Origin of the sequence: Aquimarina sp. AU58 (assembly GCF_900312745.1) — a bacterium.
Classification (GTDB): Bacteria; Bacteroidota; Bacteroidia; order Flavobacteriales; family Flavobacteriaceae; genus Aquimarina; species Aquimarina spinulae.
The window spans coordinates 201407-227746 of record NZ_OMPD01000009.1 but is presented as its reverse complement, the minus strand read 5'-3'; the positions used below and the strand labels follow the sequence as shown (position 1 = coordinate 227746).

Here is a 26340-nt window from a genome sequence, read left to right as displayed (position 1 = left end):
ATGAAGGAGATACAGGATAAAGACATCGTATTGATTACCCGGTATTTTGATCTGGAGCTTTCAGAGAAGGAAATGGAATCATTTGATCAAAGGCTTCAGGACGACCCTATTTTTGCCACTAAGGCTAAAAAGTACCAACACAGTATTAATCTTATTGACAAAAACTACCCTAATGCGAATCAAAAGCAACGCACCAAAAAATGGAAGGAGCTAATTGCTGAAGGTCAGGCTTCGAATAAAAAGATCTCCTGGAAACGGATTGCGGGTATTGCTGCCATCTTTTTATTACTCATTTCTTCCTGGTATTTTATGTTACCTATACAAGAAAGCAATCTTAATGAACTAGCCAAAAATGCCTGGAACAAGAATGTAGGTTTTAGTGATTATCAGGTAAGAAATACAAAAGAATTCAACCAAAAAAAAGTAGTGATCGATGCTTTTAAGTTGTATAAAAAGAAAGATTATTTATCTGCAATTGAAACCTTAGAAAAATACGATCCTTCTTCATTATATTATGAAGATGCCCTATTGATTCGAGCCTTATCCATTCATAAAACAGGTATGTCTAAAGAGGCTATACAGCTTCTGGATTCTTTGACCAATCATCCAACAGGAAGATTATTAAATGAAGCTCTATGGTATAAAGGATTAATTTATCTTGATCTAAACGATCTTGAATCTGCCAGAAAATACCTTAAAATACCTAACAACTTTACTTCAGAGATACGATTGAAACAATGATTTGATTGATTTTCTTTTCATATAAAAAAATACTCCCAACGTGATTAATCCAATCAATCCATAGAATATCCAACTCATATGGATAGGTTTTTCAAACTCTATAGCATCATAATTACCAACAAGATAAAAACCTCCCCAATACACCGGATCCTGAGTAAACACATCAGTGGTTTGTAGAAATTTTAGCTTAGCTTGTTGTAAGGCTTCTGCTTTATTCATCCCCTGACTTAGATTACTATAAAAATTCTGCATTATCTCTGGAGTGGTTTTATCTGACACCTCCCAACCAGTTAGTAAAAGGCTTTTTGTTCCTGCATATTGAAACGCAGTACCAAGACTTAAAACACCTTCGCCTTTGGCTATTTTACCCATTCCCGTATTACAGGCGCTTAGCACAGTCAATTCTGCAGGAATATTCAATGCATACAATTCATGGCTATATAAAATATTATCCTCTAATGAATCTTTAGTTTTGGTAAAATAAATTCTGGAATTCTCGGGGTTTTGATCATCTACTTCACCATGAAGCGCCAGATGTAAAACATTATAATCTGAAAGGTTATTTTTAAAGTTTTGTTCGATCGCCTGTGAACCAAAAAAGTATCGTCCTTTAACTATAGTGGCAATTTTTTTAATCTCTTTTCTTGTTCCTGGTAAATCCTCATGAGCATCTCTTAGGACTTCAAGATCCATTTGATTGCCTACAGATAATGAGTCTTCATTTGAAAATGAAAATGCCAAACATTCTTTACGAATCTCAGATGTTGTTACCGATTTATAAATTCCTTCATCAAACAACAAACTAGCTGAATTAGCATAACTAACAGCATATTCTTTTATTAGATATGATAACTCACTATTATTTTCTTTTTTTACATCAGAGGTCAACAAAAGATCAAAGTTAAGATGCCATAGAGATTCATCTGGAATGATTATTAACTGGTTACCAATTATTTGGTCCTTTATCGGAGCTAAAAGTTCATTAAACAATGCGTATCCTAATCGTTTATACTCTACTTTGTTTTTAAGCAAAATACTTGATCTGAAGGCTTCAATTTTTTTATCAATTTCAGAAATCGATAATTCTTTAATCCCGGCATCATTTTTTGTTATTACAAAAGCATATAATGTACTGTCTACCATAAAATATTCCAAAAGCGTAGTGTTTTCTTGCAATCGTTTTTGAATTTCTTTGATGGATAGCGTGTTATTGTCATACTTTAATTGGTAATATTTAGAATATTTCTTTTCGAGTACTTCTTTTAAAGAATCCTGACGACGGGAAATATCGGTAATCTTACTTTCGATATCAGAAACTTTGGTTTGATCTGTATTTTCTTTTCCGATTGTAGCGTAAAAAGCAGATTTAACATCTGCCAACTCTTTTCTTAAGCTTTGTTCCAGATTCAGGAGCTTTTCGGGCAATCCTGAAAATCCTTTGGCATTAGCATCATTCAACAATTCTTTAAGCAAGTTTGCCTTACTTCTTTCTGCATAATTAAAAGCTTTTTCTATCTTCTCATCCTCATTTCCAGCATCAGATAATAATTGGGTAGCAATACCCCCGTAAAAAACATTTTTTACATCCTTAGCAAAAGTTAGCTTATCTTCTTTATTGTATTGAGTTCTCCTGATTGTTTCTACCAATCGACCAGCTTTTTCATATGTATTTATGCTTTCCTCAAGAATCTTTGGATCGTTTTCTTTTTCGTATATTGATTTTAGCGTAAATGCTTTCCGCTCCAGCGATTTCAACAATCGAGTTAGACTTAAAAACATATCAAACTCTCCGTAATTTCCTACCCCACTACTTTTAAGTTGTTTATTTGCTGTAATTGCTTTTTCTAAATAATTTAATGCATTGTTAAATTCCTTTTTATCGATTTCAAAAGTTGCCATCATAATATAGGATTCTACAGTATAAAAACTATGCTCCCCAAAAACCTTTAATCGAATATCAAGTGATTTTTGAGCATATTCATTTGCTCTTTTATATTGACCGATTTCATGATATAACTCACTTAAGTATGTATAAAAATAAGCTGTTCGTACATTATCTTCTCCATATACTTTACGGATTAAAACCAGTGCTTTTTTGATATAAATAATTCCTTCTTCTCCTCTTATCACCAGTCCTTTGAGGCTATAAGGCAATGCAAGGTTAGGAAAATTTTCGCCAAAAGCCTTGATCCCTATTGTTATGGTTTTATCTACATGAAACAGCGCTTTATCGTTATTTTTCTGAAAATAATATATGTTCGCAATATTATAGTGCATACGTACCTGATCAGGATGATCAACTCCTAATTGCAATTCGCTTAAATGAAGAGATTTTATGTAATACTCCAAACTTCTATTCTCTTCTTTTTTATAGCTATACATCAGTCCGATATTGTTGTATAGATCTACGAAATAAAAGTTATCTGGTTTGTAAATTTTATTTGCTATGGCCAATGCTTTTTTAAGATATACTAATGTTTCGTCATATAATCCTTGCTCAAAAAGTGCATTGCCCATTTGTCTATAAATTTCGGCTATTTCGATCGGATCTTCATTCGCTTTTTTCTTCCTGATCTCAATTGCTTTGTTAAAATGATCCATAGCTTCTTCATAAAGCCCTTTATATGTTTTGACAGTACCAAAATTATAATGAGATCTGGCAAAGTCCTCATCTTCATCTGTAAAGCTTTCGGATCTTAATTGAAATGCTTTTTCAAAATATTCTAACGAAAGATCCAGATCAGATTTACCTTTCATATAATAAGCCCCCATATTATCCCAAGCCCTGGCCTTTTGCTTTGGGTTAACATCGGTTTTTTGTTCTATAATTTGTAAGGCTTGCTCTGCGTGATGCAAAGCTTTGGGAAGATTAAATGTATACATATAATTTTCAGAAAGCTTGTTATGAGATGCTATAACCTGATTCCAATCCTGATTCCTTTCATAAATTTGTTTAGCTTCTTCATAATTTTGAATCGCTAGTTTAAAATTTCTATAATACAGTAAAGAATCTCCTTTTTTGAAAAACCTATTTGCCTCATCAATGTCGTCAGCCTTTTGAGCATAAATGGGATTATATAAAATTATACTTAAGATCAATAAGGCTTTAAAAAAGATGTGTGAAATGAGTTGAGACATGAGTTTGTGTTTGAAAGAAAACAAAAGTAATTAATTTAGTTAATTAAGTATTTTTCGTCAAAAACTGATTACATAATCTGTCTTTAAAAGAACGACTCAACTTATTTTATCTGAGAGGTATTGAGATTATTTGAAAGTGTCGATGATATCCTGAAAAATGGCTCTCAAATTGAGCATACAAGGTATAGAAGTTATGATAATTTCATAATCAACTTACTATCTGAGGTAATCGCTTATTGAATATTTACTTAGTTACTTATTTTTTTAATTTATCAACCTTCCTGTCGCCTCTTTTAGTATATAATTACAGTGATCTACATCATCTGTATTAAGTTCAAGAATACCAGTAACCTCTACAATTTGATCTGTTTTATACTTTGGTTTTTGTTTAAAAATAACTTCAACAATACTTTCTGGACCCGCTGCACCACAAAAAAAACAGGAAGACCTCGGATTTTTAGAAATCAAATAAAATTCATCTTCTTCAATAGTAAAATCTAAAAAGTAACCTTTAATACGAATTTGAGCACCTTTATATGACTTTATAATAGGCCCGAATCTTGGTTTTAGAAAGATATCATCATATTTTGCACTGTAAACATTATAAAATTTTACATCGGCCAAATCGCGCCAAGTTAATTTTTCTTGAGAAAATAGATTGAATTTAGTTACTATAAAAAACAGGATTAGAAAGGCTATTTTATGCATCAGATATTGTTTTAGAAACATTTAATTTAAATAAAGGCAATGAGGCCAGAATTGCTGCCAGGAAGGTGGTTAGAATCACTAGTATCAATATGAGTAGTTCTTTATTAGTAGGAAAGCTAAATACAAAATGGTATCCATATATATTTTCTGTAAAAACTGAAAAAAACCATATACTTATTCTTCCTAAAAACCATCCTAAAATAGATCCTAATAGAGATAAAAAAAGAGCTTCTAAAAAGACCAATTTTATCAACTGAAAAGTGTTGGCTCCATAGGTACGCAATAAAGCCAATTCTTGTTTTCTTTCTCTTACCGTTTTTATTAAGTTAATAAATATACTAAGGCCAGCTACCAGCAATATTGCAATAGCAATACCATTAATTGTACGAAAGCCAATTCCTAAAAGCCTCATTAATCGCTCGATTTCAAATTTGGGGAGTGCCGCTTGCATGGTCGTTTTTTCATTAATACGTCTAGACATTTGCAAAGCCCCAAAAGGATTTCTAAATTTAACTAGTAAAGAGGTTATTTCTCTTTGTTCTTCGTGTTCTTCTTCATGATGATTGTGTTCATCGTTATGTTCATGTACCTCCCAAATACTTTGCAGATTAGTGATGATAAGATGATCAATAATAGCCCCTGTTGGTTTTAATATTCCAGTAACCATAAAAGGTTTCTCATCATGAGTTTCTAATCCATTTTCGGCTAAACCATGTGCACTGGTAAAAGTATCTCCTATTTGTAGGTTAATTTTTTTTGCTACTTCATTTCCAATAACTACCTCAAAAGGTTTTTCATGTAACTTTCCTTCTTGCAGGGTTGCATCATATTTAGCCAAATACTCATTTGACGTACCTAAAACTCTATATCCTCTATAATTATCTCCATAAGAAACAGGTATCGTTTCTTTAACCATAGGATTTCTAGTAATTTTTAAGGCTTCGTCTAATGGTATATTACCCGTAGGATCATCAATGTGCAAAACAGAAGACAACACAAGTTGTAGCGGACTTCCTTTAGCACCAATAACCATATCAAATGGTTTAGTATTATTTTCTAAATGTTGGTTAAGTTGATTTCTTACTTGCAAAACAAAAGTTGTTAGCGAAATACTTAGCAACAATAGCAAAACACTCAAAATAGTATTCAAAGGTTTAGAAATCAGATTTCTGTAAGCCAGATATAACAATTTTATAAAATTATATGATTATCAAAATGTGATTTCACTCTTTTATCATGAGTTATGATCACTAAATTACTTTTACAGATTTGAGCCTCTTTTTTCAGTAGAGAAATAACTTTTTCACAATTCGTATCATCCAGATTAGATGTAGGTTCATCTGCTAATATAACTTTAGGTTTATGTATAACCCCTAAGGCAATAGAAAGTCGCTGTTGTTGTCCTTCACTTAATTGATACACTCTTTTGCTTTGAAGATCTGAGAGCCCTAACTGTGTGATTAATTCTTCTCTTCGATAACGATCACTTTTCTTTTTGGAAAGTCGCTCGCGTAGCGTTAAATTCTCAAGTAAGGATAAAGATTTGATAAAATAAGCTCGTTGAAAAATTAGCCCAATATTTTGCCCTATGAAACAGTCTAATTGCTTTCGGGTAAGTTTATTTAAACAAGTATTGGCAATAAAAATATCTCCTTCTTTGGGAGGTAAAAGACCTCCCAAAAGATGTAATAATGTCGTTTTACCAACACCTGAAGGCCCTAAAATCAATATATTTTCTTTAGAAGGCAAATCAATATCTGGAAAACAAAAAGTACGATTTTTTGTATCGCTATAGGTAAACTGAAGAGATTTGGTTCGTATCATAAAATGATTTTTTCAAAAATAGACAAATATTACTAAAGCAACAATGTTGCATTTATTAAATAATACTATCTTTGCCCATAAATACATTTTTCTTTTGAAGATATCTCACATACGTAATAACTCAGATACTTTAGGAATTGTAGCAAGTAGCTTATGTTTGGCGCATTGCTTAATCACTCCTTTTCTTTTCATAGCTCATACTGGTTCGGTAATGTTACAAGATGTACATCCCGTTTGGTGGAAGTCTTTAGACATTATTTTTTTAGGATTTTCTTTTATAGCGATCAGTAGATCTGTTAAAACTACTTCAAAACCCAAAATGAAATATGCTTTTTGGATAAGTTGGCTGCTGTTATTCGTTATTGTTATAAATGAAAAATTTCCTTTAATTTCTCTACCAGAAGCGCTCATTTTTGTAGCATCTCTATTATTAGTGGTTTTACATTTCTACAATCTAAAATACTGTCAATGCAAACAAAAATGTTGTAAAACCAATTAGTACCCGTAAAATGAATAGAAAGAAAATAGAATTGATAGGAGATGCACATATTTCTAATAACGTAGAAACTCCTTTGCGAGAGGATGCTTTTGAAAAATCTGAGAATGAAAAAATCAAAAACATTCAACATCACTTCTCTGAAATAATGAAAGAGTTGGGGCTCGATTTAACAGATGATAGTCTTTCGGGAACTCCGTACAGAGTGGCCAAGATGTATGTAAAAGAACTTTTTTATGGTTTAGACCCTAAAAACCGCCCAAAAATTTCAACTTTTGATAATAAGTACGGGTATCAAAAAATGTTGGTAGAACATAATATTACTATTGATTCTGCCTGTGAGCATCATTTTTTGCCCATAATTGGTACTGCGCATGTAGGGTATATTCCAAAAAACAAGGTAGTAGGATTGTCAAAAATTAACAGGTTAGTCGATTATTACTCACATCGCCCTCAAGTACAAGAAAGACTATGTCTGCAAATCCTAAAAGACTTACAACAAACTTTAGATACCAAAGATGTTATTGTCGTAGTAAATGCTAAACACTTATGTGTTTCTTCTAGAGGAATTAAAGATAAAAGTAGTTTTACCACTACGATTGAGTATGGAGGCCAATTTATAGAACCTTCTCTACGAAATGAGTTTTTTGGGATTATTAAAAAAAACAATGAGTGATTTTTTCTTTGGTTAATTTCAAACTTTCCTATAACACCGTGAAATAGCAGTATGGATTATTTTTAGATATAACATCCAATATATATTGTACTTGTATTTAGCCCTCTCGGGTTCTCTGCTTAATTTCAATAAAAAAAGCCTCACATTTCTGTGAAGCTTTTTTTAGTAGCGGGAGAGATCGAAATATCTAACCATTCCATCAACCATATATTTGAATTAAAGGCATTTATAAAAAACCATGCTATAGTATTAATAGCTTTGTAATAGTTATACTCTTATTTACTTTCATTAATACTAAAACCTTATCCTAAATACTAGGGTAAAATTTTATTGTTTTTATAACATTCACATGCTGGATAATTCAGCTTAGATTGGATATGGGAAAATGTTATTCTTTAAATTGTAATAATATTGAAAGTCTATTCAGGTTAGAACTGTAATTTTTGGATATATTTTCTAGAATCCAAGCTATATCATGCTCTAGACCAATAAGCAGTCACTTTTTATACTTTTTCATAAAAAGAGCGTATTCTGAAATAGTTTCTATTTCGTCACTAATTACAAAGATCTCAGATTTTAGAAGAATATTATTCTCAGTATTTTCAAAAAAGAATTTTATTGTTTTAGGGTTACTTGGAAATAAGCTTATTCCTGGGCTTTTGTTTATTGCTTAAGGGTCTATTACGATATGTTTTGCCTTGAATCCTATTTTTGACCTTTTTATTTTGAAATCCCCCATCATTAGCTGAAGTTTTATAGCCTTTATCTGCCCATATTTCTTTTCGTTGGGCTCTCTAGGTATCTTCTTTAACTTGAATTCTGGATGAGCTTATCCAGAATTCAAGTTATTTATTTAAATATAGGCTCTATTTGTGAGTATTAGTCGTTTGATTCTTTTTTACACAAAAAACTATAGGGATTCAACCTTAATTTTATAAGACAACCCTAGAACCTGGAAAATTAATATTTTGTCGGTAAGCAGTTAAGCAAAGGCTTATCATAAAGCCTAATAAAAGTAGTTTTTTCATTGTTCTAATTTTTTATAATTCTTTTATATGCCGTTTCACCATTAGTCATATTAATTTTTAAAATATATAATCCAGAATTTAAAGATTTCACATTAATATGATCTTTTAAAAATGTTTTTCTGTTAGGTTTAGATTGATTTGATAGCTTTCCCATATTGTTTTTTAACTCCCATGATAAAATTGGTTCTTCACTAATAATAGTTAGTATATTTCTTACTGGATTTGGAAATATTTTTATTTTTTGGAATTCATCTAATGGTTTACTAATACTTTTTTCATAAACAACAATAACTTCCGGTTCTGCCTTTTTTTCTATTGTAGGAGCTCTTATAACACAACCATTAATATGGGCTCTAAAAGACGACCTCATTCTTGCATGAAATCCAGGTCTTAATCGAACTCTATTTCCAGCGTCGTATACTGCAGTTGCGTTATTAAAAATGATATTAGTAGCAGTAATACTATTTGTTACTTCTCGAATGTCTGATTGACCAATATTTACATTCTGAGTGATTGTTAAATTACCTATACAATCACTATTTTGAGCTAATAAAACAGCTTGATGGGCATCTACCATCCCATAACCCAATTCATTATTCCAAGTCCCATTAGGGCGTATGCTTGTGTTAGAATAAGAGTATAAATCTGTTCTTATCTTTTGAGCAGATTTTTCTATAATATCATTTACACTCTTAACTGTTAAATCTGGGTTAGTACTTAAAATTAATGCAGCTACTCCTGCTACATATGGACAAGCAGCAGAGGTTCCTCCGAATCCTCTAGTATAATCATAATTAGAATAGTCATTTGAAGAATGAGATGGAGGGTTGTAATCTCCACCTATCAATAAAACAGGTCCTGGTGCATCCCCTTGTCTATCTGTTGTTGAAATGCTTGTTCCCCCAGCCACAATATCCAGAGGAGTACCATAGCTACTTCCTGCTCTACTATTGGGTCCCCATGGGTCGCAGGATTGAGGAATAATATCTATTCTACCTGATCTTACACCACACCTATCAGTTGCTCCTACACAAAGGATAAGAGGGTTAGAGTTAGATGGGTATGCTGCACCATTCTCGTTATCATTTCCACTTGAGAAAACAACAATACTTCCCAAACCATTTCTTCCGTTTGTCAAAGCATTTGAAATCGCATCATCTAAAACACTTGATGGAGCTAAACCACCCCATGAATTGCTAATAACATCTGCACCGTTCTGCCATGCCCAATTAATACCATTAGCTAACGTTTGACTGGTAGTAGTAAATAACCATAAGCTAATAGAAATTAATTTGGAATTAGGAGCGACACCAGCTATACCATTGTTATTATCCTTTACAGCTCCTATGATTCCTGCACATGCGGTACCGTGAGGTCCCCATACTATTGAGGGTGTTTCATCTAATGAAGCATCATACCCTGTTCCATAACTATTTCCTGCCAAATCTGGATGATTAAGCTCTATACCCTCATCTATTACCGCTATTTTTATATTATTTCCAGTAGATATTCCCCAAGCCTGTTCTATATTCATGTCGATCCCAGAAACACCTCCACTTTGACCTGTATTTTTTAGCATCCATTGGTCATTAAAATATGGGTCATTAGAATTTAGCAAATCATGATGCATAAATACTGGTTCTGTATTTTCAAACAATCCTGTCTCATAAAAAATGTTTGCTAAATTTAAAGCATTAAAGTTTTGAGGTGTTCTAATAGCTAGTGTAAACCATAAAGGCATAAATTCATTATTACCTAAAACCTCTACATTGAATTCTTTTGCGTATTTAAATAAAATATCAACATCTTTTGCTTTTTTTAGTTTTACATGAAAATTATTTGATAAGCCTATACGCTTACCCACTTTAGTTTTATATGTAGGAGATACCATTAAAGTATTATTATACTTTTTAAAGTTTTCAATTTTACTAACATATTCTTTTTTAGTCAATTCTCTTTTAGCAGAGATTTCTACATAGTACGCTTTAATATTCTTTCGTTGTTTTGCGCTATTTCCAATAACATCTACAATTGCTCTAGTCCTATCTTCAATGATTTCTGAAATTTCATTTGAATTATTCTTTAAAGAATTAATTGAATTTTCTCCTTCAAATGAAATAGATATCGTTTTGGTATCTATATCAAGAAATACCTTTTCTCCTTTATAGTAGTAATAATTATCTAGTTGATTTTGTCCATAACCAGTAATAGAAAATAACAATAAAGATAAAATCACTTTAATTAATATACGTTCCATTATTATTAATTTTAATTAGGATTATTGATTATTTTCTTTATTTAGATTCTAATTTACTAATACGTTTATCTTGCTCGATAATGTAAAGCGTTAACTCTTCAATTTTTTGAAGAAGTTTAAGATTCATTGCCTTAAGTTCAACACCATTTCTTTCCATCTCGGCAGCCGAGGGGATTTCCGGGAGGTGTTTATTGTTCTGGATATATTTTTCGGTAACAGCTAAGCTTCTTAAATGATAGTTGGATTCAAAAACATAATCAGGTGCTACAGCTCCATTGAGATCTACTAATACTTCCTGAGCGTGAATTCTACCTCTAACAGTCAGTTCAGCATCTGGATTGGTAGTTTTGATGCCAACTCTACCATTTACCAATCGCATAGTTTCGACTGAGCCAGTTTTACTGGCGCTTCCTGTACCATTTGTTATAAAGGCGAGCCCACCAGTAAAGTTTCCATTATCTGTGGATTTAATATATGCTGGGCGCCATTCATTAGTACTACCCTGTGGATCACTCCAAAATTGAATATTGGTAGAACCAAATCCACTGCTGGATTGAAGTCTCAAACTGGTGGCACCAGCACCGTATAGGTGCAGTTTGCTTTTAGGGTTTGTACTACCTATCCCTATATTTCCCAACCAATTAATTCTCATGTCTTCTTTAGCCACTGTTCCAAAAACAAGTGATTTTGTTCCATAGCTCCAGATTCCCGCTTTGTTGCTCCCTGAGAAGAAATCTGTTTGAGTACTGTATCTTCGCTGAAGTCTTAAATCTGCATTACTACCATTTTTTATGATATGTAATTCTTGCTGAGGATTATTTGTACCGATACCAACATTTCTATTGGTGTGCGCAATATTACCTCCATTGGTTCCCCATTGCGCAATAGCATTACAAAATGTTAGGCATGCAATGAATCCGAATAATAAAAATTTTGTTTTCATAATAGTTGTCTTTAAGAGTTGAAAATATTTTACAAATAAGAATGTAACAGACTTTTTACTAGCGTAAAGTTTAGGATTACAAGGCTAGTTTCGATACGATAATTTATATTGGGCAGGAATGAATTTGTAATTGGAGATATTTGATATAAATCAGGGGAATAATTAATTTTAATATTTGTAAATTGTATTCTTTTCTATTTTAGTCATAACACATACTTAACTAAGTTTTATGCTCAAAGCTATCATAGTAGATGATGAACAACTTGCAATTGATGCTCTAAGGTGGGAATTGGAAACACATTGTTCGGATGTAGAAATACTATGTACTATAAAGAATGCAGAAGAAGCAATTGACATTATCAATGGATTGAAACCTGATGTTTTGTTTTTGGATATAGAAATGCCCGAATTAGATGGTTTTCAATTACTCAAAAGAATCACTAGTAAAGATTTCGATATCATTTTCACTACAGCCTATGATAGTTACGCCGTCAAAGCATTTAAAGCAAGTGCTATTGACTATTTATTAAAACCTATCGAAAAAGAAGAGTTGTGTATTGCTATTGAGAAAGTATTATCCAACAAACAAAATAAAAGCCTAGGAGCGAGTTTACGTCTTCTAATGGAAGAGAATTTTATAAACCCAACTAAGCATAATTCTAAAATAAATTTACCAATGGACAAAAAAATTCTATTGGTAAATTCGGAAGATATTCTTTATTGCGAATCAGAAGGTAGTTATACTTATGTAATTATGAGTAGTGGAAAAAAACATTGTATTTCTAGAAATTTAAAACAATTTGAATTACAACTTCCTCATAACAATTTCTTAAGAATACATCAATCCTATGTTATCAACCTTAATGCTATAAAAGAATACCATCGTGGCGATGGAGGAGAAGTTATACTTCATAATGGGAAGAATATACCTGTTTCGCGAAGTAAGAAACAAAACTTACTTGAATTGATTTTAAAATAAATTGCATTTTGGAAATTGATTTCAATACAATCTATATCCTGTTTTTTGGAATGATTATAGGATCTATTGCTCTGCTAACAATTATTACACTTATTACCTATATTAGAGTAAAAGAACTAAGTTTCCTATACTATTCTTTGTATGCAATGTTTCTTAATATATACTTGTCTTTTAAATTTATGTACAACATTACTGTACCTGAATCAATATATAGTTTAATTATTATAATGAATTGGCCTGTACTGCTTATAGAGAGTTTGTTATATGCACAATTTATAAGGACATTTTTTAATTTGGAAAAAAAAAATCCTAAACTGGATAATTTCACCAAACGGTACATCTGGATGCTGGCTTTAATACTTTTGAGTTTTAGCTTAGTCAATTATTTCTTTTTATCTAATGATTTGAAAAATTTAACTTCTCTCTTTATAAAATTTACACTTTACTTCTTTATCCCTTTATATCTCCCAGTGTCAATTTACATGCTATATCGGGCAATGAAATTAGATAATCCTGCTAAAAACTTTATCGCTTTGGGATCTGTGATGTATGGTTTATCGATACTTGTTTCTTTTTACTTTGACCTTACCGATAGACTTAATACTCCTCCAATGCTTATTTTGGGAGTTGGAGTATTTATTGAATTTTTATTTTTTGCAATTGCTTTAGGAGTTCAAATAAATGTGGTTTTTTTACAGAAAAGAAGATATCAAAAAGGATTGATTCATCAACTCGAAACAAATAAAAAACTCATAGAACGTCATAACTTTACATTGAAGGAGGAAGTAAAAAAGAAATCTATTGAAATTGAAATTTTGACCAGAAAAGAATTAGAAATGAAATTCAAAAATAGGATTGATGAGCTAAGATCTAGAGTATATAGGAGTCAAATGAATTCTCATTTCATATTCAACACTCTAAACTCTATAAAAGGAGCGATTGTAAGCGAGAAAAAAGAAGATTCTATTGAACAATTGAATAAATTCTCAAAACTAATTCGAAATATATTAAACAATTCTAGGTTAGAGGAGGTTACTTTAAAAGAAGAAATAGAAATCACACGTCTTTATTTCTTTTTAGAAAACTTAAGATTTGAAAATAAGATCAATTTTGATCTAAAAATTAATCCTCCTCCTCAATCATTAACTTCGATTAAAGTACCTCCTTTTATATTGCAACCTTTTTTAGAAAATGCAGTATGGCATGGACTTGCAAATAAGAGTGGAGAAAAAAATCTAGAATTGGCTATCTCATTGCTTGGTGATACCTTATTGAATATTATTATTAAAGATAATGGTGTGGGAATGGTAAAATCTGCTTCTGTAAATAAAAAGAGACATCGCACTCATAAATCAATGGGTATTGATATCACAAGAGAACGGTTGGAGCTTTTTTCTAAAAATAATTTAAAGGATTTTAATCTCGATTTTGAAAATATTGGATCTATACATAATTCTAAAGGAACTAAGGTAATTCTTAATATTCCCATATCATAAACATATTAGTTATATAAGAAATGTAGCCTTGATTCTTGTAACCTGAATCTCGATCTAAGGATTTAAAAGTAACATCTGTGATTTTCTTTAGATATAATTTTAAAAAGAGAGTATTTTCTTACGAATCTAATCTGTGTTTTTCAACTTATCGAATCATTAAATAATTGATTATCAAATGATTAATTAAAATTCAATAGTTACGCAAAAAAAACCTTTCAAATTACTCATTTACAGGGATTTAAAATAAAAGTAGCGGGAGAGATTGAAATATCTAACCATTCTATTGACAATCTACTTGAATTAGAAGCATTTATAAAAACCCATTCTACATTATTAATAGCCTCATAAGGGTTACACTTTTATTTACTTTCATTAATACTAAAATTTTATCCTATTATATCTTTGCTTAGCACTATCATACATAGGGCTGTATCATTTTCTTTTGTGAATTAGTATCATAAATTTTGACAATAACCATTTTGTTCATTAAATTTGAATGTTCATTGTCACTGAACACTTAAAAATAATGAACAAAAATCTTATGTATCGTAACAATGACTTCATATATGAAGCTACTTCTAAGCTAGAACAGCTTATCAATATACCTATTGAGATAGATAGTAGTAGGCAAAATTATGATGCGCTTTTACGCATCAAGAACGAGCAGTTTATAGTAGAAGCAAAATCTGCAGTAAGAACATCTAACCAAGGTTTAGTGATGTCTCAACTAGAGGAGATGAAACAGAATAGTAACAGACCCATTATTTTAATTGCCGAGTACATTTCAAAAAAAGCCACGGAAGAACTTAAAGAACGTGGTTTTAACTATATAGATATCGCTGGAAATGCTTTTATCAAGCACAATGACCTAGTTGTATTTATAAAAGGTCAAAAGAAAATAAAAAAAGAAAAAACGAATCAATCTCGTGCTTTTCAAGAAGCTGGATTAAAAATCTTATTCCATTTATTATATAAGCCAGAACATCTTCAAGACTCTTACAGGAAAATAGGAGAAACAGCAGGTGTGTCTATAGGTTCTGTAAGTAATGTAATGGCTGAATTAGAGGATTTAAATTTCTTGTTAAAAACAAAAAACAAACGTGTTCTTAAAAATAGAGAGGAATTGTTGGAACGCTGGATAGTTGAGTATAATGCAGTTTTAAGACCTCGTATTCTAAGAAAGAAGATGCGATTTATAGATAACGATTTTCAACAGCAGTGGAGAAACATAGACACACAAATAAATAATGGCGTTATTCTTTGGGGAGGTGAACCAGGAGGCGCATTGCTAACCAACAATTTAAGACCTGAAAAATATACAATATTCACAGACCTAGATTTATCAGAAGTTGCCCGCTTTTTAAAATTAGTTCCAAGTGAGGATGGAGAAATTGAAGTTTTACAAAAATTCTGGAAAAACGATTTAGATAACGATAAAATAGCACCGGCACTTTTAATATATGCAGATTTAATTAATAGTGGTTACGGTAGAAATATTGAAACTGCGAAACAAATACTAGAGAATGAGCTTAGCAATATCTAGCGATAAGTTTACGCACCCGTTACTAAAGCCTATTCTGTTAGAGCTTACAACTTATTTCAATGAGGTAGGTATATCTTTCTTTGTTATAGGTGCTACTGCAAGAGATATTGTAATGGAAATACATGACGAGAAATCTGGACGCTTAACTCACGATTTAGATATTGCAATAGCTGTAAATGATTGGGAGCAATGGCAAAAGGTCGAAGATGAAATTGTTACTCTTGAAAACTTTTCGAAAGATCCTGACCAAAAGCAGCGATTTTTATACAATGGCAAGTTTCAACTTGATATCGTTCCGTATGGAGAGATAATGAAACAGGATAACAAAATATTTTGGCCACCAGATGAAAGTTTTGCAATGTCTGTTTTGGGCTTTGACGCAGCGGAAGATGCTTCTCTAAAAGTACAAATTGATCAAGAAATAGAAATTCAAATAGCCTCTTTAGGTGGCATATTTCTTTTAAAGATAATGGCTTGGAAAGATCGTAACCATAAAAGTAACAAGGATGCTGATGATATCGGGTTCATCCTTGAAAACTATCTGTCTATTAACGAAGAGCGAGCTGCTACTAATTTTTATGATGAGATTTACACAGAAGATTTTACAACAACAAAAGGTGGGTCTATCCTATTAGGTAAAGACGTTCAAGAAATACTAAAGCAATACCCTAACGATTTACAAACTATCAAAGGAATTTTAGAAAATACTATCGCAAAGCAAGAGCACAGCGTACTCATAAACCAAATAATAGAAACACATAGAAATTTCTCATACGAAGAAGTATTAGAATGCATACACAACATAGTCAATCAACTAAACTAATGAATAACATTATATAATGTCAACAGATATAAAAAGTAAAGAAGAAATAGTACTAGAGGATAACGAGTTAGTTTGCATCCTCTCAGGAGAGGTCAAAAAGATAAAAGCTCAGGAATCAAATCTACAATCCGTAATATTAATGCTAAATGAAGAGTATGGATTTGACTTAGATGATATGGAGCGTGACTTTACTATTCTCTATGAAGATCCAGAAACAGGAAAAAATAAAAAGCAGAAAGTTAATCTTGTCATTTTTGAAAAAGGAAAAACACACGAGCAAGATTTTATTATCAGAATAGCTATTGTTCACGATGATAAAGTTAAAGTGACTGACCGAAAGAAAGGGCTTAGCGCTACTCTTGAGAATGCGATGGGGGCTGTCGAAAGTTGTGAATTTGGTTTATGGGCAAACGGATCGAGCTACAACTTCTTGCAAAAAGAAGACGACGATATTGGCTTTGATTATGACTTTACAGATTTATCAGATTTTCCAGGGGAAGGTGAAACATTAGAAGACTTAGACAGAGCTGACCGATCACACACACGAACACCTGCAAATGATTCTTTGATCAAAGTGTTCAAACGTTCTCACGATTATATTTATGGAAACGAAGGGCGTAAAAAAGATGCGTTTTGGCAATTACTAAATCTTATTTTCTGTAAGCTTTACGACGAGAAGCGTCGCTTTATGGAATTGCCTAATGGCGAAAGTTACCGACGTAAATTTTGGGTAGGTGTTAAGGAGCAAAATACAGAAGAAGGAAGAAAAACAGTTGCCAAGAGAATAAAAGGGCTTTTCAATGAATTGAAAACCGACACAATATTCTCTGAAGTATTTCAAGGAAACGAGAGTATTGACTTAACAGACAAAGGTCTTGCCTTTATTGCAGGGGAATTGGCGAAATATTCCTTCTTAGATGCATCAGTAGACGTTAAAGGGCTTGCTTATGAAACTATTGTAAGTAATACTTTAAAGCAAGAAGCTGGACAGTTTTTTACGCCTCGTAACATCGTAAAATGTATGGTGGAAATGCTTGATCCGCAGGAACATCATCGTGTACTTGACCCTGCTTGTGGTTCTGGCGGCTTTTTGGTAATGGTGTTAGACCACGTACGTCAACAAATGGCAAAAGAAATGTTTCCTGATTTGGAAGGGCCATTTTTAGAAGAGAAATACAATTCTTCAGAGGTAAATGCAAAGGTTAAAGATTATGCTGAGCGTAGCATTTTTGGCTTTGACTTCGATCCTGATTTAAAGAAAGCAGCACGTATGAATATGGTTATGGGTGGCGATGGTCACGCAAATATATTTCACGTAAACTCCCTTGCCTATCCTCTTTGGGAACATCCAACCGAAATTGAAAAAATTAATAATGCCATAGATCATAGCTTACGCGAAATGCAAGACATTGAGAATGCCTATGGCACTGATGCTCGTGGGAAGTTTGATATGATTTTTACCAATCCGCCATTTGGTGCTAAAGTAAAAGTTGAAACTGAAATCGCATCAAGATATCATCTTAGTAAATATAGTACAGCACCAGAGGTGCTTTTTATAGAAGCTTGTTATGACTTTCTAAAAGATGGTGGTAAAATGGCAATTGTATTGCCAGATAGTATTCTGGGGAATCCAAATATGTTACAAGTTAGAGAATGGATGTTAGATCGTTTTAAAATATTAGCGTCAATAGATCTTGCTTTAGAAGCATTTTTACCACAAGTTGGTGTGCAAGCTTCACTATTGTTTTTGCAACGGAAAACAGACGAAGAAAGGCAAATGTCTCAGGAAAAAGGTGACAAATACGAAGTATATATGGCAATAGCTGATAAACTTGGTAAAGACAGGAGAGGAAATCCAATTTACTTGAGAGACCAAGACGGTGCAGAATTGTTATTCAATGTGGAAAAAAAGTACTTGGGTAAAAGTGAAACAGGAGCAAAAGAGATTAAAACCCGTGTTGAAAAAGTTAAACTTTTAAATGATGATTTGCCAAAAATAACTTCAAACTATTTAGAATCAACATCTTAATTTATGCGATATAAATTTATCAGTAGTCAAAAGATCCAAAGTCAACAAAAAATAAAAGCATCTTATTTTTTGTCTGACGGAGTTTTGAGAGAAGAAAAAGTTAAATCTATGCCTTATGATTTTTTAATTGACACTGTCGATTACTGCTCCAATATTGGAGGTATTAATAAGAGGATTTATGTGGATAAAGACAACGGTATCCCATTAGTTTCTATGACTGAAATGCTAACACATAATCCTCATAAAAGCTGTAAGTATGTTTCAAAAACAATAGGAATCCATACGTTTAAGCATTTATTTAAAAATCAGATGATAGTTGCGTCAGTTGTCGGGGCTATCGGAGAATTAGCTTATGTTAATGAATTATCTGTAGGATCAGTAACTGGAAATAATATAATTAAATTCTTTTCTAATAAAGAAGGTTATAATGGATATTTATACGCGTACTTATGTGGTTCTTATGGTAATCAAATTCTACGAAAACTAAAGGGAGGTGCAGTGCAATCATACGTTGATCCAGAGCTTTTTAAAAAGATTCCAGTCCCAAGAATCACTAACGAAGTTCGAGTGAAGACTCATAACCTAATGGAAACTGCTTCGAGATTACGAGTTGAGGCCAATAGTCTATTGGATAAATCTGTATCGTTGATTGAAACTGAAATGGGTTTATCTGATACGGCATTGGAAAATGAAAGAATTGTCTCAAGTAATCTGCTTTTATCTAATTATAACAAAAGGTTTAATTCTAATGCATATTTAAACTATGGACAGGATTCAATTAAACTGTTAGAAGAAAGTAAAGTTGAAACGTCACGTATTTCTGAATTAGGCTTTGATGTTACGAGACCTGGTATTTTTAAAAGAGTTAAGGTGAAACAAGGACAAGGCTTTCCTTACATTAAAGGGGCTGAACTGGTAAAAGTAAATCCTTTCTCTTCTTGCGAATACCTATCTAAAACCAAAACACCTTTTCTAGAAGAACTTACATTAAAAGAAAATCAGATTCTTTTGACTTGTGCTGGCACTGTTGGAGAAACAAGATTAATTACTAAAGAATTTGAAGAGAAAAAAGCGGTAGGATCTCAAGATATAATAAGAATAGAAGCTGAAAATTCAGCAATATCCGAACTATACCTTTTTGCATATTTAAGAACTAAAATTGCCCATAGTTTTATACAATCATTGAAATATGGAGCTGTTATTGAAAGAGTGGAGCCATTTCATATAGAGTCCTTACCAGTATTTATAGCTAGTGATGAAAATTATAAAATGATTGTAGAAAATATAAAAAAATATTCTAACAATCTCTATTTAGCTTTCAAGAAAGAAGAATTAGCAATTGAAACAGTTGAAAAAGAAATAGAACAATGGGAAAAATAATAAAACCACCATATTTTGATTCAGTAGTTAATGCTGGAGAGAAAAGACTGTTAGATTATTTGCACGTAAATCTACCAGATAATTATTACTTAATCCCAAACGTAGAAGTGGCTTCCACAAACCCACGTAATAACCGCACACAGTTTTGGGAATACGATTTAATCGTGGTAGCACCACACGCTATTTATAATGTTGAGAATAAAGATTGGAAAGGTCGTATAGAAGGTGCAGACGATTATTGGTATGTTAATGATAGACAGAAGCCAAACCCTTTAAAAACCAATCGTCAAAAAACAGCCATACTTGCTTCCAAATTAAAAGAAGCAAATCGAAGCTACGGTAAAGCTTGGATAGATAATATGGTTACTTTATCTTATCCCAACTCCTTCCAGCCTATTATGTGGGAGAAGGCTGCTGATATGACTTTTACATTATCACAAAAACTCATTGACCATATGACAGATCCTGGTCAAGTAGGTAAACGTGAAGATGATATTATAGATGTACAAGGCGATATTGTTCAGTTTTTAATAGGAGAACAAAACAAAAAATCTGCCGACGAAAAGAAAGAAGTTCAAGGCTATGAGATTGTTGAGATCTTAAAACAAGAAGATCATAACTATGTTGAGTACTTGGTCAAGCCAAAGAACGTAACATCAAACATTCGTAAGCGTGTAAAAGAATATGCACTTCAAGTCGTAGGATTGTCTCCTGAAGAATTAAAGTCTCGAGAAGAAAGTATTAAAAATCAATACAACGCTTTATTAAAAATTCGATCAAATCCTTTTATACTCCCTGTAGAATTTAAAATAGATGAAGAAAACCATTTGTTTTATGAGATTACAGATTTGATGGAAGAAGATTCTTTGCGATCTGTTTCCAGAAATAAAACGTTCACTTTTGACGAACGTGCTGACATTCTGAAATGTGTAATGAGTGCTTTAAAGGCTGCTCACAAGGAAAATATATTTCATAGGGACATTAACCCTGAAAACATCTTTTTAAATAATGGCTATGCCTATTTAGGGAATTTTGGGAAGTCTTACTTTACAGACCATAATGACAATGGCTATACGGTAATGCATACCATTAGCGAAGCTAATGCTTCGCCTTACCATCCATTAGAACTCATTGCGAAAGATGCTTCCAGAGCATCTGATATTTATTCACTAGGTGTTTTAATTGCTTGGCTATTTTCAGGAAAAGAGCCAATAAAGAGTCCTTTTGAACTGGATAAATTAGGCGGAAAACTACCTAAAGATAGGTTGCCATCTGCTGAGAATGGTTCCTTACCTAAGTGGCTTGATGAGATTTGTTTAAAAACAATTCTCACAGATAGTGATGCCCGAGTAGATAGTATAGAAGAACTTGAAGAATTTATTAAAACAGCATTACAGTTAGAATTATCTACAAAAGAGGAAACACAAAAACCTACCCAAACAACTTCTCAAGCTACTGATACTTATGAGGTAAAAGAAGGCGATAAAGTTGGCGACTACATTATCCACAAAATACTTGGTCGCGGCGGATATTCAAGAGTTTTTAAAGCAAAACACGATTTACAAGGACGTGACTATGCGCTAAAATTATTTCACGAAAGTGTAAATATCACTAGTGTCTTAGATGAATATAATGCACTAATAGAATTAGATCATCCTAATATTGTAAAGTTTAGCTGGAATGGTAAGACACCACAGAATCAGTTTTACACAACCACCGAGTTTCTTGATGGAGACAATTTGAGCACCTATATTAAGACAGATGCTAACCTTCCGATCGCTACAATAAATCGTTTGGGTATAGAAATGCTATCTGCACTTGAGTATCTTCAAACAAGAGAGAACCCTATTTTACATAGAGATGTAAAGCCTCAAAACATTATTTGGGATAATAAAGGACGTTTTGTTTTAATCGATTTTAATGTTGCTTCACTTAAAGAAAACGATAAATCATATGTAGGGACTAACCCATATTTAGCACCAGATTTATTAGATGGTCATCATATTAATTGGGACTTTTCGGCAGATACATTTGCACTCGGGATTACACTCTATGAATTAGTAACAAAAAATTATCCTTGGCCTAAAATAAGAATACCAAGCTTAAGCCAAAACCCTACAGATCCTAAAGAGTTGAATCCCCGAATTTCTGACGCTTTCGCAAAATTCTTACTTACGTCTATTGGAACAAAATCAGAGACTAGATATGGCTCAGCTAGTGAAATGCTTGTTGCATTAAACGAAATAGGCGAAGACAATCTTCTTGAAGAAAATAAACCAAGCACTGATGGTGTGCAAGATGGTAAACTGTATAGAACAGAAGTATTTATTCGTCAAGGTAGCACAAGTATAAAACTGTTGAACGAAATGTCTACCTATGAAGAGATCCGTAAAACGATACACTCTTCGTTAGGAAAATTTAAAGACAAGATTAAAAGTTACAAGAAGTCTATCTCTTTTGGTGATAAACTAAAAATGTTAGTAAAGATTGATAATGAAATATTAATCAACGAAACATTCTGGAAAGGTGGTGCTCGTAATTTTAATGATGGCAATATAACGAGAGTGTACAAAGCTTTAAAAGAATCATTTGAGGAAAACACCAATAGACTTAAAGAACATAAGATAGATGTAGAAGGTATCGACGTTGTTGATTACATCAACTCCCTTTATAGCCAATCAAAATCAGGAAACTGGGGAACGAGAGTTAATGAGCGGGGATCAAATTATGATCGGCTTACTTACTCTCCATCGAAGTTAGACAGGAAGCTAATACCAGATATTCTTGATGCTCGATTTAAGCTCATCATCATTACAGGAAATGCAGGAGACGGTAAGACTGCTTTCATTAGAAAAATAGAGGATGATCCAACAGTTAAAAACCTGAAACGATTTGGACATAAAAACGGAGCAGAATTTTTAATAAACGGAACTCCATTTGAAAGCAATTATGATGGGTCACAAGATGAAGAGGCTAAATTAAATAATGAAGTACTGGAGTCTTTCTTTAATCCTTTTGAAGGTTTGGAAAACTTTAATGAAGCTGAGGAAGGACGCATTATTGCAATAAACGAAGGTAGACTTGTTGAATTTCTAAAGACATCAGAGAAATACAATTCGCTTCACGATACAATTGATCAGTATTTTTATAAAGAAGGTCACTATGATCTACCACAAGGTTTGATGATTATTAATCTAAACCTTAGATCTGTTACGGCTGTTGATGATAAAGAGCCAAGTCTCTTTAGACAACAAGTGAAAGCGTTAACTAACAAAAGCCTTTGGAACAAATGTGAAGGATGTTCAATTGCAAATAAGTGTTTCATTAAATACAATGTCGAGTCGCTTAATGATCCCGCATCTGGAAATGAAGTAATAACTAGACTAGAATGGTTGTTACGCACGGTAGCACTAAAACGAGAGCTTCATATTACTATGCGAGATTTAAGGTCTTATGTAGCTTTTATGATCTCCAGAGATCACAGCTGTGAAGATGTAGAAAATGCATATACTGGACTTCAAAGTAAACCAGAGGAATACTGGCAACTTTACTATTTCAACTTAACCAACTCTAATTACGATGATTCCGGAAATAATGACAGATTAATAAAGCTGTTGCGTGAAACGGATATAGGAAATGTTGCGATACCAAATCTTGACAGAGATCTATTTTTCGGTCAACATAGTAGCAGACAATATTTAGAATTTTCAGATAGATCGTTTGATTTGATAGACCAATTCAACAGCAATAAAATTTGGGCACCAGCGCATGAGCAAACCGAAGAATTACTAAATAAAATTAAGTCTATTCAAAAAACATATATTAGACATCAATATTTTGAAGGTAGAATAAGTAGCTATCAAAAACGCTTACCATATCAGTCACTTTTGAGCTTTTATAAAGCTTTAAATGTTGACAAATTGAATGGTGTTTCTGATGTAGTTCTGAGTTATCTAAATGTAGATGACAAATCAGATCAAATAAAGTTGTCTTTCATTAACGAGGACTTTAAGGATGATTCCACTTTCGCGAAAGCTAGTTTAGAGCAGATAAAAACAGTAGTCCAAAAAGAATCTACAGCTCTAAAACAGATTAGTCTTAAAAATGCGGGAACAGAATTTTATGAAATTCTATCATTTGAAAATTACAAGCCAACTAGTTGGACTGATTTCAAATCTACTCCTAATGTAGATTTAATTAAAAATGTTTTGCCCAACTTATTTGCCCAGCTTTCACAAGATTCTTTACTTCAGCTTAAAATGTCACTTTCTCAAGCTATATCTATGAACGAAGGTTGCGAAAATCCTGCAATTTGGGAAAAGAATTTGGTTTTAAGCTCGTCTGAAATTAATGATCCATTTAGTAGATCATTTAGATTGTTTGACTTAAATGACTTTGAGTTATTTGTTAGCAGAACAGATCATCTTGTAAAATATTTAGAGTATGAACCAGATAGTCTTGTGTTTAGACATCGAACAGAGCAACACATAGAATTAGTAATCTCATTAGATTTATTTGAAATGCTCTATTTCATACAAAAAGGTTACAGTCCTTCTTTAAATGATATTCGAGGAAAGTTTGTAGAGCTTACAATTTTCAAAAACCTACTTGAGAATCTTTCATATAATAGAGTGATTGTGACAAGAGATAACATAGAGTTTTATGAGATTAGTAAAAACGTTGAGAATCAACTTAGTATAGAATCAATGCAGTTATAATTATGGCAATAAAATTAAACAAAGAAGAAAGTGTCCTAAGAAACGAACTCATCTATGCTGGTGATGCCAAAGCTGTCAAAATTGATAATGTTTTCGTGAATCTATTTATGCTATTAAAGCATAATGGAATGAGACCAAGACAAAGGGCAAGAAGTAATTCTTTTATAGACCTTAAAACCCTTCAAAGAGTGTTTAACAAATTAGAACAAGACGGCTCAGTGAAAGGTTTTAGTGAAAATAAGGAAGCAGCAGAATTATGGATGCGTAGCAACCTGGTTAATATGGTTTTTAGAGGAAATGTAGACAAAGAAAAGATATCTTCTCTCAGACCTATTCACCTTGAAAGCTATCGTGTTAGAAATGCGGCTCATAATAGAGATTACAATACTGCGGATCAAGTTTATCTGATGCTAGGAGCTAATCCAAAAGTCAAAGAAGAATTAAAAAACTTCTTGATGGAAGGATGGGATAATACTACCAATAAAATAAATATTAAAGATGGTTTAGATGTTGATAGTCTTGGTTTATTACATATAATAAAGAATGTGAAACCTGGTTTTCTTGACACCAACAATTCTTTGAATCAAATAAAGCCATTGTTGGAAAAACAGGCGAAACTTTATTGTGATGATGTCCGTCGATTATTAGTTTATAAGCGAAAAATACCAAGGAATGTTGTTGTTGACTACTTAAAAACTATAACATCATTTCATCTTTCATTATATATCCAAAAACTTGTTTATTTATTACCTGAGATGGTTGAAAATGGATCTACTGAGGTTAATGATAATTGGAGTATTGTAATAGATGCTACGGATGATAATGAAAGTAAAATTTCAAAGCTTGCTAGCGCAGATGCAGAAAACCTGACAAATAGTGTTCATGAATACGTAAAAGCAACTTTTCGAGTGAATGCTGCATTAAGAAGGCTTAAGCTAGAAAAAACTGATTCTTCAAATCTAGATAAGGCGCTTAAGGCTCTTTCGGAAAAACCCGAAGGCTTTGAAATATATTTTGAAACTCAGTGGGACAACTTGTACAATTCGTTGGAAGATGATGATCGAGAATTGATAAAAGATATGGTTAAATATGAAGATACTTATTTCGATAAATATATTGAACTAATAGTCAAAGCTCGTGGTATCTACCAATACCGCTATCACGTACAGTTAATTGATAATTTATCTCAAAAAAATACAGAACGAGGCTTTATGTCCCAAGGTCGCAGTAAAAAGCATCCGCGTCGCTTTGTACTCGGAACACGACTACTGGAAACATTAGTTCAAATATTGGTACTTGATGTTGAGGATGATCATTTCACAACAAAGACACTCTCAATTGAGGAGTTAGTAGGAAATATCAGAGAAAGATATGGTCTTATTATTAACGGACTTGAAGAAGAGCGTTTTAAAAATGTTGATCTTAATACTCATCTAGCTTTCAAAGAAAATATTGAAGCCTTTAAGATGAAATTACGCCAGATTGGTTTTTACAATGATTTAAGTGATGCTTACATCCTGCAAAGAATACGCCCTCGTTACGAATTAAATGACTAAAAAAT

The 26340-nt window shown here is 32.4% G+C and carries 17 protein-coding genes; 11 read left to right on the top strand and 6 right to left on the bottom strand.

Annotation, left to right across the window (positions count from 1 at the left end; translation table 11 throughout):
- Positions 1-741: a tol-pal system YbgF family protein gene (locus tag DK441_RS07640; RefSeq protein WP_109098191.1), complete on the top strand. Its 741-nt coding sequence runs from the start codon at positions 1-3 to the stop codon at positions 739-741.
- Here the strand turns inward: DK441_RS07640 and DK441_RS07635 are convergent.
- From DK441_RS07635 to DK441_RS07620, 4 genes are all read right to left on the bottom strand, one after another.
- Positions 718-3879 (bottom strand): CHAT domain-containing protein, encoded by a 3162-nt coding sequence (locus DK441_RS07635; RefSeq protein ID WP_109098190.1) that lies wholly within the window; start codon positions 3877-3879, stop codon positions 718-720. The genes DK441_RS07640 and DK441_RS07635 overlap by 24 nt on opposite strands.
- A 264-nt stretch (positions 3880-4143) precedes the next feature.
- On the bottom strand, positions 4144-4587 hold the full coding sequence (locus tag DK441_RS07630) for a hypothetical protein (RefSeq protein ID WP_109098189.1): 444 nt from the start codon (positions 4585-4587) through the stop codon (positions 4144-4146).
- On the bottom strand, positions 4580-5737 hold the full coding sequence (locus DK441_RS07625) for an ABC transporter permease (protein ID WP_160111989.1): 1158 nt from the start codon (positions 5735-5737) through the stop codon (positions 4580-4582). The genes DK441_RS07630 and DK441_RS07625 overlap by 8 nt, the downstream gene beginning before the upstream one ends.
- A 41-nt stretch (positions 5738-5778) precedes the next feature.
- A complete protein-coding gene (locus DK441_RS07620) occupies positions 5779-6411 on the bottom strand; it encodes an ABC transporter ATP-binding protein (protein ID WP_109098187.1) in 633 nt (210 codons plus the stop codon).
- A gap of 43 nt (positions 6412-6454) precedes the next feature.
- On the opposite strand from DK441_RS07620, the gene DK441_RS07615 reads away from it, so the two are divergent.
- Complete coding sequence (locus DK441_RS07615) at positions 6455-6910, top strand: MerC domain-containing protein (protein WP_109098186.1); 456 nt, start codon at positions 6455-6457, stop codon at positions 6908-6910.
- 10 nt (positions 6911-6920) lie between these two features.
- Entirely contained in the window at positions 6921-7583 is a 663-nt protein-coding gene (gene folE, locus DK441_RS07610; protein WP_109098185.1) for a GTP cyclohydrolase I FolE, read from the top strand.
- A gap of 1032 nt (positions 7584-8615) precedes the next feature.
- Here the strand turns inward: folE and DK441_RS07605 are convergent.
- On the bottom strand, positions 8616-10868 hold the full coding sequence (locus DK441_RS07605) for a S8 family serine peptidase (RefSeq protein ID WP_109098184.1): 2253 nt from the start codon (positions 10866-10868) through the stop codon (positions 8616-8618).
- Between the two features lie 37 nt (positions 10869-10905).
- Positions 10906-11811 (bottom strand): tail fiber protein, encoded by a 906-nt coding sequence (locus DK441_RS07600; RefSeq protein WP_109098183.1) that lies wholly within the window; start codon positions 11809-11811, stop codon positions 10906-10908.
- Positions 11812-12040: 229 nt separating this feature from the next.
- On the opposite strand from DK441_RS07600, the gene DK441_RS07595 reads away from it, so the two are divergent.
- The 8 genes from DK441_RS07595 (at position 12041) to DK441_RS07555 (ending at position 26335) form a co-directional block, all read left to right on the top strand.
- Complete coding sequence (locus DK441_RS07595; protein WP_109098182.1) at positions 12041-12790, top strand: LytTR family DNA-binding domain-containing protein; 750 nt, start codon at positions 12041-12043, stop codon at positions 12788-12790.
- A gap of 50 nt (positions 12791-12840) precedes the next feature.
- Positions 12841-14286, top strand: coding sequence for a sensor histidine kinase (locus DK441_RS07590; protein ID WP_109098181.1), 1446 nt, complete (start codon positions 12841-12843; stop codon positions 14284-14286).
- A 526-nt stretch (positions 14287-14812) separates the two neighbouring features.
- On the top strand, positions 14813-15829 hold the full coding sequence (locus DK441_RS07585; RefSeq protein WP_235015727.1) for a type IV toxin-antitoxin system AbiEi family antitoxin: 1017 nt from the start codon (positions 14813-14815) through the stop codon (positions 15827-15829).
- Entirely contained in the window at positions 15810-16652 is an 843-nt protein-coding gene (locus DK441_RS07580; RefSeq protein WP_109098180.1) for a nucleotidyl transferase AbiEii/AbiGii toxin family protein, read from the top strand. The genes DK441_RS07585 and DK441_RS07580 overlap by 20 nt, the downstream gene beginning before the upstream one ends.
- 16 nt (positions 16653-16668) lie before the next feature.
- Positions 16669-18681 carry a class I SAM-dependent DNA methyltransferase gene (locus DK441_RS07575; protein ID WP_109098179.1) on the top strand — a complete coding sequence of 671 codons (2013 nt, stop codon included), beginning with the start codon at positions 16669-16671 and terminating at the stop codon, positions 18679-18681.
- Positions 18682-18684: 3 nt separating this feature from the next.
- Positions 18685-20061 carry a restriction endonuclease subunit S gene (locus tag DK441_RS07570; protein ID WP_109098178.1) on the top strand — a complete coding sequence of 459 codons (1377 nt, stop codon included), beginning with the start codon at positions 18685-18687 and terminating at the stop codon, positions 20059-20061.
- Positions 20049-24779 carry a protein kinase gene (locus DK441_RS07565; protein WP_235015726.1) on the top strand — a complete coding sequence of 1577 codons (4731 nt, stop codon included), beginning with the start codon at positions 20049-20051 and terminating at the stop codon, positions 24777-24779. The genes DK441_RS07570 and DK441_RS07565 overlap by 13 nt, the downstream gene beginning before the upstream one ends.
- Before the next feature lie 2 nt (positions 24780-24781).
- Entirely contained in the window at positions 24782-26335 is a 1554-nt protein-coding gene (locus DK441_RS07555) for a hypothetical protein (RefSeq protein WP_109098177.1), read from the top strand.
- The last annotated feature ends 5 nt before the right edge of the window (positions 26336-26340 follow it).

Excerpts from the sequence above, each read along its gene's own strand:
- DK441_RS07640 (WP_109098191.1), top strand. The coding sequence starts at position 1 with ATGAAGGAGATACAGGATAAAGACATCGTATTGATTACCCGGTATTTT.
- DK441_RS07595 (WP_109098182.1), top strand. The coding sequence starts at position 12,041 with ATGCTCAAAGCTATCATAGTAGATGATGAACAACTTGCAATTGATGCT.
- DK441_RS07605 (WP_109098184.1), bottom strand. The coding sequence starts at position 10,868 with ATGGAACGTATATTAATTAAAGTGATTTTATCTTTATTGTTATTTTCT.
- DK441_RS07600 (WP_109098183.1), bottom strand. The coding sequence starts at position 11,811 with ATGAAAACAAAATTTTTATTATTCGGATTCATTGCATGCCTAACATTT.
- DK441_RS07575 (WP_109098179.1), top strand. The coding sequence starts at position 16,669 with ATGTCAACAGATATAAAAAGTAAAGAAGAAATAGTACTAGAGGATAAC.
- DK441_RS07630 (WP_109098189.1), bottom strand. The coding sequence starts at position 4,587 with ATGCATAAAATAGCCTTTCTAATCCTGTTTTTTATAGTAACTAAATTC.
- DK441_RS07555 (WP_109098177.1), top strand. The coding sequence starts at position 24,782 with ATGGCAATAAAATTAAACAAAGAAGAAAGTGTCCTAAGAAACGAACTC.
- folE (WP_109098185.1), top strand. The coding sequence starts at position 6,921 with ATGAATAGAAAGAAAATAGAATTGATAGGAGATGCACATATTTCTAAT.
- DK441_RS07570 (WP_109098178.1), top strand. The coding sequence starts at position 18,685 with ATGCGATATAAATTTATCAGTAGTCAAAAGATCCAAAGTCAACAAAAA.
- DK441_RS07635 (WP_109098190.1), bottom strand. The coding sequence starts at position 3,879 with ATGTCTCAACTCATTTCACACATCTTTTTTAAAGCCTTATTGATCTTA.
- DK441_RS07585 (WP_235015727.1), top strand. The coding sequence starts at position 14,813 with ATGAACAAAAATCTTATGTATCGTAACAATGACTTCATATATGAAGCT.
- DK441_RS07590 (WP_109098181.1), top strand. The coding sequence starts at position 12,841 with ATGATTATAGGATCTATTGCTCTGCTAACAATTATTACACTTATTACC.
- DK441_RS07615 (WP_109098186.1), top strand. The coding sequence starts at position 6,455 with ATGTTGCATTTATTAAATAATACTATCTTTGCCCATAAATACATTTTT.
- DK441_RS07580 (WP_109098180.1), top strand. The coding sequence starts at position 15,810 with ATGAGCTTAGCAATATCTAGCGATAAGTTTACGCACCCGTTACTAAAG.
- DK441_RS07565 (WP_235015726.1), top strand. The coding sequence starts at position 20,049 with ATGGGAAAAATAATAAAACCACCATATTTTGATTCAGTAGTTAATGCT.
- DK441_RS07620 (WP_109098187.1), bottom strand. The coding sequence starts at position 6,411 with ATGATACGAACCAAATCTCTTCAGTTTACCTATAGCGATACAAAAAAT.